General features: G+C 71.3%; 9 protein-coding genes and 1 pseudogene. 7 read left to right on the forward strand and 3 right to left on the reverse strand.

Annotation, left to right across the window (positions count from 1 at the left end):
* Positions 1-15: 15 nt before the first annotated feature.
* Both ACYVMZ_RS00655 and ACYVMZ_RS00660 read right to left on the reverse strand, forming a co-directional pair.
* The gene (locus tag ACYVMZ_RS00655; protein WP_461074295.1) at positions 16-150 is read right to left on the reverse strand and encodes an SPW_0924 family protein; all 135 of its coding nucleotides are present in this window, start codon (positions 148-150) and stop codon (positions 16-18) included.
* Positions 151-328: 178 nt separating this feature from the next.
* Positions 329-2,080 carry a lytic transglycosylase domain-containing protein gene (locus ACYVMZ_RS00660; RefSeq protein ID WP_461074296.1) on the reverse strand — a complete coding sequence of 584 codons (1,752 nt, stop codon included), beginning with the start codon at positions 2,078-2,080 and terminating at the stop codon, positions 329-331.
* A 340-nt stretch (positions 2,081-2,420) separates the two neighbouring features.
* Between ACYVMZ_RS00660 and ACYVMZ_RS00665 the strand changes: the two genes are divergently transcribed.
* Positions 2,421-3,275 carry a DUF4184 family protein gene (locus ACYVMZ_RS00665; RefSeq protein WP_461074297.1) on the forward strand — a complete coding sequence of 285 codons (855 nt, stop codon included), beginning with the start codon at positions 2,421-2,423 and terminating at the stop codon, positions 3,273-3,275.
* A gap of 1,027 nt (positions 3,276-4,302) precedes the next feature.
* On the opposite strand, the gene polA is transcribed toward ACYVMZ_RS00665, so the two are convergent.
* Entirely contained in the window at positions 4,303-7,029 is a 2,727-nt protein-coding gene (gene polA / locus ACYVMZ_RS00670; RefSeq protein ID WP_461074298.1) for a DNA polymerase I, read from the reverse strand.
* Between the two features lie 283 nt (positions 7,030-7,312).
* Between polA and ACYVMZ_RS00675 the strand changes: the two genes are divergently transcribed.
* The 6 genes and pseudogenes from ACYVMZ_RS00675 (at position 7,313) to ACYVMZ_RS00700 (ending at position 13,827) form a co-directional block, all read left to right on the forward strand.
* Positions 7,313-9,592, forward strand: coding sequence for an FdhF/YdeP family oxidoreductase (locus ACYVMZ_RS00675; RefSeq protein ID WP_461074299.1), 2,280 nt, complete (start codon positions 7,313-7,315; stop codon positions 9,590-9,592).
* A gap of 94 nt (positions 9,593-9,686) precedes the next feature.
* Positions 9,687-10,175: a PaaI family thioesterase gene (locus ACYVMZ_RS00680; RefSeq protein ID WP_461074300.1), complete on the forward strand. Its 489-nt coding sequence runs from the start codon at positions 9,687-9,689 to the stop codon at positions 10,173-10,175.
* A gap of 168 nt (positions 10,176-10,343) precedes the next feature.
* Positions 10,344-11,216, forward strand: a complete 873-nt coding sequence (locus ACYVMZ_RS00685) for a trypsin-like serine protease (RefSeq protein WP_461074301.1) — start codon at positions 10,344-10,346, stop codon at positions 11,214-11,216.
* A gap of 67 nt (positions 11,217-11,283) precedes the next feature.
* Complete coding sequence (locus tag ACYVMZ_RS00690; RefSeq protein WP_461074302.1) at positions 11,284-11,694, forward strand: hypothetical protein; 411 nt, start codon at positions 11,284-11,286, stop codon at positions 11,692-11,694.
* A pseudogene (locus tag ACYVMZ_RS00695) lies at positions 11,691-12,302 on the forward strand (Tat pathway signal sequence domain protein); the annotation flags it as partial. The gene ACYVMZ_RS00690 and the pseudogene ACYVMZ_RS00695, both read left to right, overlap by 4 nt.
* Before the next feature lie 292 nt (positions 12,303-12,594).
* The gene (locus ACYVMZ_RS00700; protein ID WP_461074303.1) at positions 12,595-13,827 is read left to right on the forward strand and encodes a branched-chain amino acid ABC transporter substrate-binding protein; all 1,233 of its coding nucleotides are present in this window, start codon (positions 12,595-12,597) and stop codon (positions 13,825-13,827) included.
* Positions 13,828-13,884: the final 57 nt, after the last annotated feature.

The raw sequence follows: 13,884 nt of genomic DNA on the forward strand, positions 1-13,884 counted from the left end.
CTTGCGGGCGGGCGGTCAGGGGTGTGCGGGCACCGTCGTCAGCAGCGGCTTGGGGGACGTCTCGCCCGAGGGGGAGCCGAGGGCGGTCATCGTCAGGACCAGGGCGAACGCGACGGCGAGACCGGTCGCGGCGGCGATCAGGGCGCGCATGCGGGGCCTCCCCACGGGCATGAGCTGATACGTCGTCAGGTCCGGCACCGTAGCAACGGGCGGCGGAGATGAGAACACGTTGCACACACAACGACGGCGCCCCTCCGGCCGGGAGGGGCGCCGTCGTCGTAGGGAGACGTGCGCAGGTGTACGCAGGTGTACGGAGGACCGCCGAGTGCTACGCGCTGGGGCTTGCCGACGGGCTCGTGGACGCGCTCGTGGACGGGCTGGGTGACGAGGTCTCGGCCGCCGCCACGGTCAGTTCGACGGTGAGCACCGCGCCGCCCGCGGTGGTGATGCGGAGCAGGAACGTGCCGGTGGTGTCGTCCGCGTACAGCTGCGGCAGCTTCAGCAGGCCGGCGGCGTCGGTCCGCAGGCCCGTCAGGGTGCGGACGGCCTTGCCGTCGGCGTCCTTGAAGTAGGGGCCCTTGTCGTTGACGGTCGGGTCGTCGGCCGACTTGATGAGCGTGGCGGTGGCCGCGACCTTGTCCGCGACGGCGCCCTTGTACGTGGCCTTCACCTCGACCCGGCCCGCGAACTCACCGCCGGGGGTGCAGGTCAGCGGGGCGTCACTGGTGCGGACGAGGGTGTCGGCGGCGCGTTCGGTGACGGTGGCCGTGTAGTCCAGGCCCCGGACCGCACGGCCCACGACGGTGACACGGACGGTGAAGTCGCCCGTCTTCTCACCGGCGCGCAGGGCGGGGGCGACGGCCACACCGGAGCTGTTGGTGACGACCGTGGCCACGCTCTCGCCGCCGGTGAAGGTCGCGTCGGTGTCGCCGACGATGGTGAAGCGGATCCGCACCTTCCCGACGGCCTTGCCGGCCTCGGTCTCGGCCCGGGTGCTGATCCTCGAGGAGAACGCGTCTCCGGCCATCGCGGTGAGCTTGGCGGTGCCCGCGTCCTCCAGGTGGTCCACCGTGTCGGTGGGGGTCTGGGTGGCCGGCGGGGTGGGGCTCGGTGAGCCCGGCGTGGGCGGTGTGGGCGGCTTGGGACTCGGAGAGGTGCCGGGGTCCTTGGGCTTGTCGCTGCTCGGCGGCTTCGTGCCCGGCGTCCTGGGCTCCTGGGGCGACGGCTTGGGGTTGGCCTTCTCCTCGTCGTCGCTGCGGTCCACGGGCAGCGTGCCGGTGCCGTCGGGGATCTCGTGGCTGCCCCTGCGGTAGTACTCCAGCCACGACAGGACCGTGTTGAGGTAGTCCTGAGAGTTGTTGTAGCTGAGGATCGCGCGGTTGAGGTCGGCCTGGACGGACAGGTCCCAGCCGAAGCGGCACAGGTAGTGGCCTGCGGCGAGCGCGGCGTCGTAGATGTTGTTGGGGTCTTCCTTGCCGTCGCCGTTGCCGTCGCGGCCCGCCCACTCCCAGGTGGAGGGGATGAACTGCATGGGGCCGACGGCACGGTCGTACGCGCTGTCCCCGTCGTAGGCGCCGTTGTCGGTGTCCCTGATGCTCGCGAAACCGTCGCCGTTGAGCTGCGGGCCGCGGATCGGGGAGAGCGTGGTGCCGTCGGCGCTCACGCGGCCGCCGCGGGCCTGGCCGGACTCCACCTTGCCGATGGCGGCGAGGAGTTCCCAGGGCAGGTTGCAGCCGGGCTTGGACTCGCCGAGTGCGGCCGCGGCCTTCTTGTAGGCGTCGAGGACGGTCGCGGGGATGCCCGCCTCGGTCGTGCCCGGTACGGCGGGGGTGGTGCCGGTGGTCGGTGACGGGCTGGGGCTGTTGAGCGGCGGCAGGTCCGTGTAGTACGGCGAGTTGCCGGTCGCGCTGCCCTCGGCGTTCGCTTCGGGTGAGGGGGTGGCGTCCGAGGCGGTCTGTCTGCCGTGGCTGTCGGTCGTCACCCCAGGCGCCTGAGAGGCGGACAGGGCCGCGACCGCGGCCGCGGCCACGGCGGTGGTTGCCGCCCCCTTGCGCAGCCTCCTGCCGAATTGCGCCGCCATAGAGTGAACCCCTCCCGTGGACGCCCGAGCGCCCGTCTCTGTCTGTTGTTCCGACCTGTTGTGACGATCGACCCGCCGATGGGGTTGCCCTCGACGGGCGGGTCTTTGTTCTGTTGCGTTCTGTTCACACGTTCGACGTGCTCAACCGGCACGCCGACCCTCGCGACCCTACGACAACTTGCTTTGCCCGGGCACCCGTTCGGGCCCGGTTTTCGCCGGTTGGACGTGCGACCTGCGCACCCGGCCGCGGCGGGCGGTGGCACACGGGGTCCCGCATACTGGGGCCCAGTGATCAGCAGGGGCCGGCCGGCCTTGTCAACGACCGTCGCGGGGAGCCGAGTTGCCGTTCACACTGAGCCATGCGGCGGCCGTCCTGCCGGCCGTCCGTGCCGACGGAACCGGCCGGGCGACGCTGGTGCCGGCCGTGCTCGTGGCGGGTTCCTTCTCGCCCGACCTGACCTATTACGCGGCGAGTGTCCTGCCCGGGGCGATGGAGTTCGGTGACGTCACGCACTCCTTCCCGGGCGTGTTCACGGTCGATGTGCTCCTCGCCTGGGCGCTGGTCGGGCTGTGGCTGCTGGTGCGTGAGCCGCTGGTGGCGCTGCTGCCGCGGGGCCGGCAGGGGCGGCCGGCGTGGCTGACGCGCTGCGGCGCGGCACGCGCGCGGGTACGGCCGTCGCTGGTGGCGCGCTGGTACGTGTCGGCCGCGCTGGGCGCGCTGACGCATGTCGTCTGGGACGCGTTCACGCACCTCGACCGGTGGGGAATGCGGCTTTTCCCGGTTCTGGGGCGGGAGGTGGCGGGCTCGCCGCTGTACTGGTACCTGCAGTACGGCGGTTCGGCGGTGGCCGCGGTGGTCATCGCGGTGTTCGTGGCGTACGCGCTGCGGCGGGCGCCCCGGGCGGAGCCGGCCGGGGTCGCGGTGCTGTCCGTACGGGACCGGTCGCTGGCTGCCGCGCTGATCGGCGGCTGCGCGCTGGTGGCGGCGGTGCAGCGGGCGTCGCGGTGGTGGGCGTACCAAGGTTCGTCCGCGCGTCCCTGGGAGCTGATCCCGACGGTGTGCTTCGGGGCGGGCGCGGGGCTCGTGCTGGGGGTGCTGCTGTACGCCGTGGGGGTCAGGCTGTGGCGCCCGGTTGCGGTCCCTGAGGGCCCGGGAGACGTCGACAAGAAGCCGAGCCGTCCGGCCGCCCGCTGAGGGTGTCGGCGGTCGCGATGAACACCGTGAGGGCGGGCGCGGGGCGGGGCCGTGGAAGCAGTGCGAGAACGAGCGTGAGGTAGCCGCGGGCCAGGTCGGCCCACAGCCGCCAGGCAGACGGCTCGGCGGGAGGTACGGCGGCCGGGTCGCGGTCGATGGGGCCGGGGCCGGCGGGGTCGGGGCCCATTGAGCTGGGGCCGGTGGAGCCGGGGCGGGTGGAACCGGGGCGGGTGGAACCGGGGCGGGTGGGACCGGGGCCGATTGGGCCAGGGCCGGTGGGCCGCCATCCGTCGGCGAGGCGGCGTCGGAGGTCCGCCGTCGCCTGGTGCAGAGCCGTCGCGAGCGTGGCGGGAATGCGGGCGGTGCTCGCGGCGGCCGCGAAGGCCGGGACCGGCGGGGGCGCCACGCGGATGGGTCCGTCGGCGTCTGCCCACGGGGGTGCGGATGCCGTCCGGCGGAGAAGCAGTCGTATGCCCATGTCCGGCATCTTGGCGGGCGCCGGGGGTGGGGGCTTTTTCGCGGGGGCCGGGTGGGTGAAGTGGTTCTCCGGGGTTTCGGGGGGTGGAGTGTCCGGGCGTTTCAGTGACTGGTGGGTTCCGGTTGCTGGTGGGGCTCAGGGACTGGTGGGGGCCGGTGACCGGCCGGGCCGGTGACCGGCGGGGGACCGTGACCGGCCGGAGTCCCGGCGACTGGCCGGAGTCCCGGCGACCGGTTGGAGGGGACCCATGACCGGCCGGAATCCCGGCAACCGACCGTTGTCCGACGACCGGCGAGAGTGACCCGTCACCGGCCGGAGTCCCGACCAGGCTGGAGGGGACCCGTGACCGGCCGCAGCCCCGACGACCAGCCACAGTCCCGACACCCGGCGGTGGGGGTGCCCGACCGTCGATTCGCGGTGGGGTTCCGACCGGGGCAGCCGCCGAGGCACGGCCGCGCACGCGGTGAGTGCCCCGGCCCTCCGCTCCCCGAGCCGGAGGCACCTCACCGCCTGCCACCGCCGAAGACCCCGGCGCCTCCCCCGGGGGGCTCAGTGCGCCGCCGACTCCCAGTCGGGGCCCGCGCCCACCGAGACGCCCAGGGGGACACGGAGGTGCACCGCGTTCGCCATCTCGCGGCGGACCAGTTCCTCCGCGGTCTCCCGCTCGCCGGGGGCGATCTCCAGGACGATTTCGTCGTGGACCTGGAGGAGCATGCGGGACTTGAGGCCGGCCTCGCGCAGGGCCTGGTCCACCTTGAGCATGGCGATCTTGACGATGTCCGCCGCCGTGCCCTGGATGGGCGCGTTCAGGGCCATCCGCTCGGCCGCCTCGCGGCGCTGACGGTTGTCGCTGTTGAGGTCGGGGAGGTAGCGGCGACGCCCGAAGAGCGTTGCCGTGTAGCCGGTCGCCCGGGCCTCGTCGACGGCCCGGCGCAGATAGTCCCGTACGCCGCCGAAGCGCTCGAAGTAGGCGTCCATCAGGGCGCGGGCCTCCGCGGCCTCGATGTTCAGCTGCTGGGACAGGCCGAAGGCGGACAGACCGTAGGCGAGGCCGTACGACATGGCCTTGATCTTGCGGCGCATCTCGGCGTCCACCGCGGTCGGCTCGACCGAGAACACCTGGGCGGCAGCCGTGGTGTGCAGGTCCTCGCCGGAGGTGAACGCCTCGATCAGGCCCGCGTCCTCGGACAGGTGGGCCATCACCCGCAGCTCGATCTGGCTGTAGTCGGCCGTCATGAGGGACTCGAAGCCCTCGCCGACCACGAAGCCACGGCGGATCGCGCGGCCCTCGTCGGTGCGGACCGGGATGTTCTGCAGGTTCGGGTCGGTCGACGACAGGCGGCCGGTCGCGGCGACCGTCTGGTTGAACGTGGTGTGGATACGGCCGTCCGCGGCGATGGTCTTGATCAGGCCCTCCACGGTGACGCGCAGCTTGGCCTGCTCGCGGTGCCGGAGCATGATCACAGGCAGTTCGTTGTCGGTCTGGGTGGCGAGCCAGGCCAGGGCGTCGGCGTCCGTGGTGTAGCCGGTCTTGGTCTTCTTCGTCTTGGGCAGGGCCAGCTCGCCGAAGAGGACCTCCTGGAGCTGCTTGGGCGAGCCCAGGTTGAACTCGTGTCCGGCCGCCGCGTGCGCCTCCTTCACCGCCTGCTGCACCGCGCCGGCGAACATCTGCTCCATGGCTTCCAGGTGGGCCCGGTCGGCCGCGATGCCGTGCCGCTCCATGCGGGCCAGCAGCGCGGACGTGGGCAGTTCCATGTCGCGCAGCAGGTCCGCGGCGCCGACGTCCTGGAGGCGGCCCTCGAAGGCCTGGCCGAGGTCGAGGATCGCGCGGGCCTGGATCATGAGGGCCTCGGCCTCGGCGCCGTCCTCCGTGCCGAAGGCCAGCTGGCCGTCGGCCGCGGCGGCGGGGGCCAGCTCCCGGTGCAGGTACTCCAGGGACAGCGCGTCCAGGTCGAAGGAGCGGCGGCCCGGCTTGACGAGGTAGGCGGCGAGTGCGGTGTCCATGGTGACGCCCTCGACGGCCCAGCCGTGCTCGGCGAAGACGCGCATCGCGCCCTTGGCGTTGTGGAAGACCTTGGGCTTGCTCGCGTCGGCGAGCCAGGAGGCGAACGCCGTCTCGTCGGCCTCGTCCAGCTGGGACGGGTCGAACCAGGCGGCCGCCCCCGTAGGCGCGGCGAGCGCGATCTCGGCGACCGAGCCGGTGCCCAGCGCCCAGGCGTCGACCGTGGCGACACCGAGGGTCTGCGTGCCGTGCTCGGCGAGCCAGGGGGCCAGCTCCCCGGTGCCCAGCACGGTGCCGTCCAGCTCCACGCCGTCCGCCGCGATCGGGGTGGCCTCGGCCTCCTCGGTGCCCGGGTCGACGGCGAAGAGCCGCTCGCGCAGCGAGGGGTTCCTGATCTCCAGGGTGTCCAGGACCATCGCGACGGCCTTGCGGTCGTACGGCGCCCGCGCGAGGTCGGCGACCCCCTTGGGCAGGTCCACGTTCCGCTCCAGCTCCGTGAGGCGGCGGTTGAGCTTGACCGCCTCCAGGTGGTCGCGGAGGTTCTGCCCGGCCTTGCCCTTGACCTCGTCGACGCGCTCGACCAGTTCCGCGAAGGAACCGAACTGGTTGATCCACTTCGCGGCCGTCTTCTCACCGACGCCGGGGATGCCCGGCAGGTTGTCGGACGGGTCGCCGCGCAGCGCCGCGAAGTCCGGGTACTGGGCGGGCGTCAACCCGTACTTCTCGAAGACCTTCTCCGGGGTGAACCGGGTCAGCTCGGAGACGCCCTTCGTCGGGTACAGCACCGTCGTGTGCTCGCTGACCAGCTGGAAGGAGTCCCGGTCGCCGGTGACGATCAGCACCTCGAAGCCCTCGGCCTCGGCCTGGGTGGCGAGCGTGGCGATGACGTCGTCCGCCTCGTACCCGTCGATCGCGAAGCGGGCGGCGTGCATGGCGTCGAGCAGCTCGCAGATCAGCTCGACCTGGCCCTTGAACTCGTCGGGGGTCTTGGAGCGGTTCGCCTTGTACTCCGTGAACTCCTCGGAGCGCCAGGTCTTGCGGGAGACGTCGAAGGCGACCGCGAAGTGCGTGGGCGCCTCGTCGCGCAGTGTGTTGGCCAGCATCGACGCGAAGCCGTAGATCGCGTTCGTCGGCTGGCCCGTCGCGGTCGTGAAGTTCTCCGCGGGCAGCGCGAAGAACGCGCGGTAGGCCAGCGAGTGCCCGTCCATGAGCATCAGGCGCGGACGGTCGCCGCCGGGGGTGCTGTCGGTCTTCTTCGATGCTGTCTCTGCCACGCCCCCGATCCTGCCACGAGCCACTGACAGTCGGCCCCGGCCCCACGGTCGCCGGGACAGCGGCCGACCGCCCACACCGAGCCGCTCCCCGCCCACAACTGAGCGGCCGCCCGCCCACACCTGAGCGGCCGCCGCCCACCCCTGATCGTTGTCACTGTCCCGTGCGAGGATCGGAGACGTACCTCACACAGGCAGTCGACGACGTACCGCACAGACGTACCGCACATACGCAACACACGCAGTCGAAGACGTACCGCACCTAAGCAGTCGAAGGGGACGCGCGATGGCCACGAAGCCGCCCAAGAGTGACCCGGTTCAGGACGCGCCGCAGGTCGCCGAACCGAAGCACGCGGCGGCGGGGCTCCCGGCCATCGGCCACACCCTGCGCATCGCCCAGCAGCAGATGGGCGTGAAGCGCACCGCGCTGACGCTGCTGAGCGTGAACCAGAAGGACGGCTTCGACTGCCCGGGCTGCGCCTGGCCGGAGCCGGAGCACCGGCACAAGGCGGAGTTCTGCGAGAACGGCGCGAAGGCGGTGGCCGAGGAGGCCACCCTGCGCCGGGTGACCCCGGAGTTCTTCGCCGCGCACTCCGTCGCCGACCTCGCCGGCCGCAGCGGCTACTGGCTCGGCCAGCAGGGCAGGCTCACGCACCCCATGTACCTCCCCGAGGGCGGCGAGCACTACGAGCCGGTCACCTGGGAGCGCGCCTTCGACATCATCGCCGAGGAGATCGCCGCCCTGGACTCCCCCGACCAGGCCGTCTTCTACACCTCCGGCCGCACCAGCAACGAGGCCGCCTTCCTCTACCAGCTGTTCGCCCGCGAGCTCGGCACGAACAACCTGCCGGACTGCTCGAACATGTGCCACGAGTCGTCCGGCTCGGCCCTGTCGGAGACGATCGGCATCGGCAAGGGCAGTGTCCTGCTGGAGGACCTCTACAAGGCCGACCTGATCATCGTCGCCGGCCAGAACCCCGGCACGAACCACCCCCGCATGCTGTCCGCCCTGGAGAAGGCCAAGGCGAACGGCGCGCGGATCATCAGCGTCAACCCGCTGCCCGAGGCGGGCCTGGAGCGCTTCAAGAACCCGCAGACCCCCAAGGGCCTGGCCACCGGATCCGCCCTCACCGACCTGTTCCTGCAGATCCGCATCGGCGGCGACCAGGCCCTCTTCCGCCTCCTCAACAAGCTGATCATCGAGACGGAGGGCGCGGTCGACGAGGACTTCGTCCGCGAACACACCCACGGCTACGAGGAGTTCGCCGCGGCCGCCCGCGCCGCCGACTGGGACGAGACCCTCGCGGCGACCGGCCTGTCCCGGCAGGAGATCGAGGACGCCCTGCGCATGATCCTCGCCTCCAAGCGCACCATCGTCTGCTGGGCCATGGGCCTCACCCAGCACAAGCACGCCGTCCCGACCATCAAGGAAGTCGTCAACTTCCTTCTGCTGCGCGGCAACATCGGCCGCCCGGGCGCGGGCGTGTGCCCGGTGCGCGGCCACTCCAACGTGCAGGGCGACCGCACGATGGGCATCTTCGAGCGGCCCGCGCCCGCGTTCCTGGACGCCCTGGAGAAGGAGTTCGGCTTCGCGCCCCCGCGCGAGCACGGCTACGACGTCGTACGGGCCATCCGCGCGCTGCGCGACGGCGAGGCGAAGGTCTTCTTCGCCATGGGCGGCAACTTCGTCTCCGCCTCCCCCGACACGGAGGTCACCGAGGCGGCGATGCGCCGGACCCGGCTGACCGTGCACGTGTCGACGAAGCTGAACCGCTCGCACGCGGTCACGGGCGCGCGTGCGCTGATCCTGCCGACCCTCGGCCGCACCGAGCGCGATGTGCAGGGCAGCGGCGAGCAGTTCGTGACGGTGGAGGACTCGATGGGCATGGTGCACGCCTCACGCGGGCGCCTGGAGCCGGCCGGCCCGCACCTGCTGTCCGAGCCGGCCATCGTGTGCCGCCTGGCACGCCGCGTGCTGGGCGAGAGCAGCACCACACCGTGGGAGGAGTTCGAGAAGGACTACGCGACCATCCGGGACCGCATCGCGCGCGTGATCCCCGGCTTCGAGGACTTCAACGCGCGCGTGGCCCGCCCCGGCGGCTTCGCCCTCCCCCACGCCCCGCGCGACGAGCGCCGCTTCCCGACCGCCACCGGCAAGGCCAACTTCACCGCCGCACCCGTGGAGTACCCGGAGCTGCCCGAGGGGCGGCTGCTGCTGCAGACGCTGCGCTCGCACGACCAGTACAACACCACGATCTACGGCCTGGACGACCGCTACCGCGGCATCAGGAACGGCCGCAGGGTGGTGATGATCAACCCCGAGGACGCGCGGGCGCTGGACATCGCCGACGGCTCCTACGTCGACCTGGTCAGTGAGTGGAAGGACGGCGTGGAGCGGCGCGCGCCCGGCTTCCGGGTGGTGCACTATCCGACGGCACGCGGCTGCGCCGCCGCGTACTACCCGGAGACCAACGTCCTGGTCCCGCTGGACGCCACCGCGGACACCAGCAACACCCCGGCCAGCAAGTCCGTCGTCGTCCGTCTGGAACAATCGGCGACCGACTGAGCGTTTGCTCAGCCAGAGTGATCGAGCCAGACGATCGAACCTGACGATCGAGCCAGACGATCGAACCAGAGTGATCGACGACGAACGGAGCCGCATGGGCGAGCAGCAGCACGTGACGTTCCCGCAAGAGGTCATCGACGAGTACGCCGCGCTCGGTGTGGACCTGCAGGCGCTGTTCTCCGCGGGGCACCTCGGCACGCGCATGGGCGTGCAGATCGTCCAGGCCTCGGCGGACCGCGTCGTCGGCACGATGCCGGTCGAGGGCAACACCCAGCCGTACGGGCTGCTGCACGGCGGCGCGTCCGCCGTCCTCGCCGAGACCCTCGGCTCGGTCGGCTCCATGCTGCACGGCGGCAGCTCCAAGATCGCCGTGGGAGTCGACCTGAACTGCACCCACCACCGGGGCGTGCGCTCCGGCCTGGTGACCGGCGTGGCCACGCCCGTGCACCGGGGCCGGTCGACCGCCACCTACGAAATAGCCATCACGGACGAAAACGACAAAAGGGTGTGCACCGCCCGGCTGACCTGCCTGCTGCGGGACGTGAATCCCGGCGACGAGCAGCACATCCGCGCGACGAGCTGACCCCACAGCCCCTGACCCGTGAGGCGAGCCGACCCCACCCCCCACTCGCACATAGGGAAAACCCTGGAGGGGCGGGCGCGCTCTTGTCGCGCCCGCCCCCCACGCGCTTCACTGACGCTGCTCCACCCCCACAGGAGAACCCCCGTCCACCCCCCAGAAGGGTTTCTCTTGACCGCCCTACGCGCCTTCGTCGTCACCGCCGCGGCCTGCGCCGCCGTACTCGCCACCGCGCCGCCCTCCTCCGCGATCAACTCGTACAACGCGACGCCCGCCCCCGAACGCACCGAGGTCGGCGCGCTCGTGGCCACGTGGGACAACGACGACAACCCCGCGACCCCCGACCGGGTCGACTGGGTCTGCTCCGGCACCATGATCGACGCGGACACCTTCCTGACCGCCGCGCACTGCACCACCGACTGGCCGGACAACGTCAGGTTCTACGTGTCGCTGGACCAGGACGTGCAGGCCGGGCTGGACGCCGCCGCGAAGAAGTACCCGGGCGACCCGGCCGCGCAGGCCGGGGCCGTCGCCGTCCAGGGCGCCGCCCACAGCCACCCCGACTACCCCGGGCCCGCCTCCGACACCCACGACATCTCGGTGATCGAACTGCCCGCCGCGCAGATGAAGGCCCGCTGGACCTTCACCCCGGCCACCCTGCCCACCGCCGACCAGCTCGGCAGGCTCGGCCCGCAGCGCCTGAACTCCACCGACTGGTTCGTCGCCGGATACGGCACCCAGGAAGCCGTACGCCAGCCGGGCGGCCACACCCACCCCGGCGGCGGCGTCCGCATGAAGGCACCCGTCACCTTCGACGCCCTCAACGCCTCCTGGGCGCGCCTCGCGATGACCGCGCCGCAGGGCAACGGCGGTGCCTGCTACGGCGATTCGGGCGGACCCAACTTCGCGATGATCGGCGGCAAGCGGATCCTCGCCTCGACCACCATCACCGGTGACAGCCCGTGCTACGCCACGAACGTGACCTACCGCCTGGACACACCGGGCGCCCGCTCCTTCCTGGCACCCTTCGTCGCGCTGCCGTAGCCGGAGACCGCCACCGGAGGGCTCCTCCCCCTGGCCCGACCCACCGCCCAGCCCCTAACGTCAGGGCATGGCAACGGGAGGAGCTCTCCGGCCGCGGACGGCACTGGGTCCCGTACTGCTCGCGGGCCTGCTGCTCGCGGCCCCGGTCGCCGGATGCGGCCCGTCGGGCACGGCACGGAACCCCGCCACCGCGCCCACCACCCCCGCCCCCCGCGCCACACCCCCCGCGGAGTTGTGCGCCCGCGTCGTCGCCTACTGGTCCCGCAAGGCCCTGGACGGCGGCACCTACGGGGACTACCAGTCGATGGGGCTGTCCAACCGGCAGTACGAGATCCTCCGCGAGGTCGTGGACGCCGCACGGGCCCAACGAGAACGCCAAGGCCCTCAAGCCGCCGACGCTTTGATCGGCCGCGAGGCACGCGAGCGCTGCGCCGACCGTTACCGCGACGGCGTCCCCAGCAAGGGCCCGTGGCAGTGAGCGGTGTCGGGCCCGTCGAACCGGGCGAGGGCACGCACGCGTGGGACACCCAGAAGGCGCACACCCCGCAGATCTCCGAGCCCCCGCACAACCGCCTCATACGTCTGTATGCCGAGCACCGCCGGGCCGTCCTCGGCACCGCGACGGCCGCCGCCGTCCTGGCGGGCGGCGGCTACCTGTACGCCACCCGGCCCCAGGAACCGCCCGCGCCACCCCCGCCGTACCCCTCCCAAGTGGTCACCATCTCCTACCTGAGCGCGCGGTCCACGCCTCGAGACGCCCCGGCGCGCAGCTTCAGCTTCGACGCGGCCGTCACCGTGGCCTCCGGCCCACCCATCACCGTGACCCGGATCGACCAGCCGTACGCCGGGCTCCGGGTGACCTCCAGGCCGCCCGCACCCTTCCGGACAACGACGGGCAACCCCCGAAAGATCACCATCACCGTGCAGGTGACGGAATGCGGAAAAGTACCGGGAGATGCCGGACTGCCTTTCCTTGACGTAACGCTCCGTAATGCGCGCGCAATACAAGTTCACAGTTTCATCCTGGGTCCGCGCTACGCACAGCACCTCTCCAAGGCCCTACAAGTAGCCTGTAGCAACGATTCCGCGTCATTACCAAAACCCCGAACACACCTGAATGCGCCCCCGCGAGTCCTGCGAGTTCTCACTATGTGGACCGGACGAATCGGCAAGAATTCTGCTGTTCCCCCCACTCAGTACCGCTCTGCAATACGTCGTGTCATAACAAGAGCGTCACAGCCTTGGTCAGACTCTCCTCCACGTTCCCCACACACGCTTAGAGTCACGGCCAGTCACCGCGCCGTCCGATAGTCACGTCGGCCCAGCGCTCGACTCGGCCGTTCCGACCGGAAGCGGCTGCCTGGGGAAAGGACTGATCGTGCGTCAACGTTCGCTCATCGCCATCACCGCCGCGCTGGCGGCGGGAGCACTCACCCTCACCGCCTGCGGCTCGCGCGACGAGAGCGGCGGCGGCTCGGACAAAGGCAACGGTGGCACCACCGTAGTCATCGGCGTCGACGCGCCGCTGACGGGTGACCTGTCCGCGCTGGGCCTCGGAATCAAGAACTCCGTCGACCTCGCGGCCAAGACCGCCAACAAGGAGAACTACGTCGACGGGATCAAGTTCGAGATCCAGGCCCTCGACGACCAGGCCCAGCCCTCCTCGGGCCAGCAGAACGCCACCAAGCTGGTCGCCAACAAGGACGTCCTCGGCGTCGTCGGCCCGCTGAACTCCTCCGTCGCCGAGTCCATGCAGAAGGTCTTCGACGACGCCAAGCTGGTCCAGGTCTCGCCCGCCAACACCAATCCGGCCCTCACCCAGGGCCCGGACTGGCAGAAGAGCAAGACCCGCCCGTACAAGTCGTACTTCCGCACCGCGACCACGGACGCCATCCAGGGCCCGTTCGCCGCGCAGTACCTCTACAACGACGCCAAGAAGAAGAAGGTCTTCGTCATCGACGACAAGAAGACCTACGGCGCCGGCCTCGCCGCCACCTTCAGCGCCGAGTTCAAGAAGCTCGGCGGCAAGGTCGTCGGCACCGAGCACATCAACCCCGACACCAAGGACTTCTCCGCGGTCGCCACCAAGGTCAAGAACTCCGGCGCCGACGTCGTCTACTACGGCGGCGAATACCCGCAGGCCGGCCCCCTCAGCAAGCAGATCAAGGCCGCCGGCGCCAAGGTCCCGCTGGTCGGCGGCGACGGCATCTACAGCGCCGACTTCATCAAGCTCGCCGGCGCCAGCGGCGCGGGCGACCTCGCCACCTCCGTCGGTGCCCCGGTCGAGGAGCTCGCCTCCGCCAAGGAATTCGTCGCCAACTACAAGGCCCAGGGCTACAAGGAGGCCTACGAGGCCTACGGCGGCTACTCCTACGACTCCGGCTGGGCGATCATCGAGGCTGTCAAGAAGGTCGTCGACGACAACGGCGGCAAGCTCCCCGACGACGCCCGCGCCAAGGTCACCGAGGCCATGCAGAACGTCTCCTTCGACGGTGTGACCGGCAAGGTCTCCTTCGACGAGTACGGTGACGCCACCAACAAGCAGCTCACCGTGTACGCCGTCAAGGACGGTGGCTGGAAGCCAGTCAAGTCCGGTACCTACACCGGCTGACCCACCGCGCACCAACCAGAGCCGCGCGGGGCGCTGTTCCACTGGCGCCCCGCGCGG

The sequence above is a fragment of the Streptomyces deserti genome, assembly GCF_054782695.1.

Excerpts from the sequence above, each read along its gene's own strand:
- ACYVMZ_RS00655 (WP_461074295.1), bottom strand. The coding sequence starts at position 150 with ATGCGCGCCCTGATCGCCGCCGCGACCGGTCTCGCCGTCGCGTTCGCC.
- ACYVMZ_RS00660 (WP_461074296.1), bottom strand. The coding sequence starts at position 2,080 with ATGGCGGCGCAATTCGGCAGGAGGCTGCGCAAGGGGGCGGCAACCACC.
- ACYVMZ_RS00675 (WP_461074299.1), top strand. The coding sequence starts at position 7,313 with ATGGCCACGAAGCCGCCCAAGAGTGACCCGGTTCAGGACGCGCCGCAG.
- ACYVMZ_RS00680 (WP_461074300.1), top strand. The coding sequence starts at position 9,687 with ATGGGCGAGCAGCAGCACGTGACGTTCCCGCAAGAGGTCATCGACGAG.
- ACYVMZ_RS00690 (WP_461074302.1), top strand. The coding sequence starts at position 11,284 with ATGGCAACGGGAGGAGCTCTCCGGCCGCGGACGGCACTGGGTCCCGTA.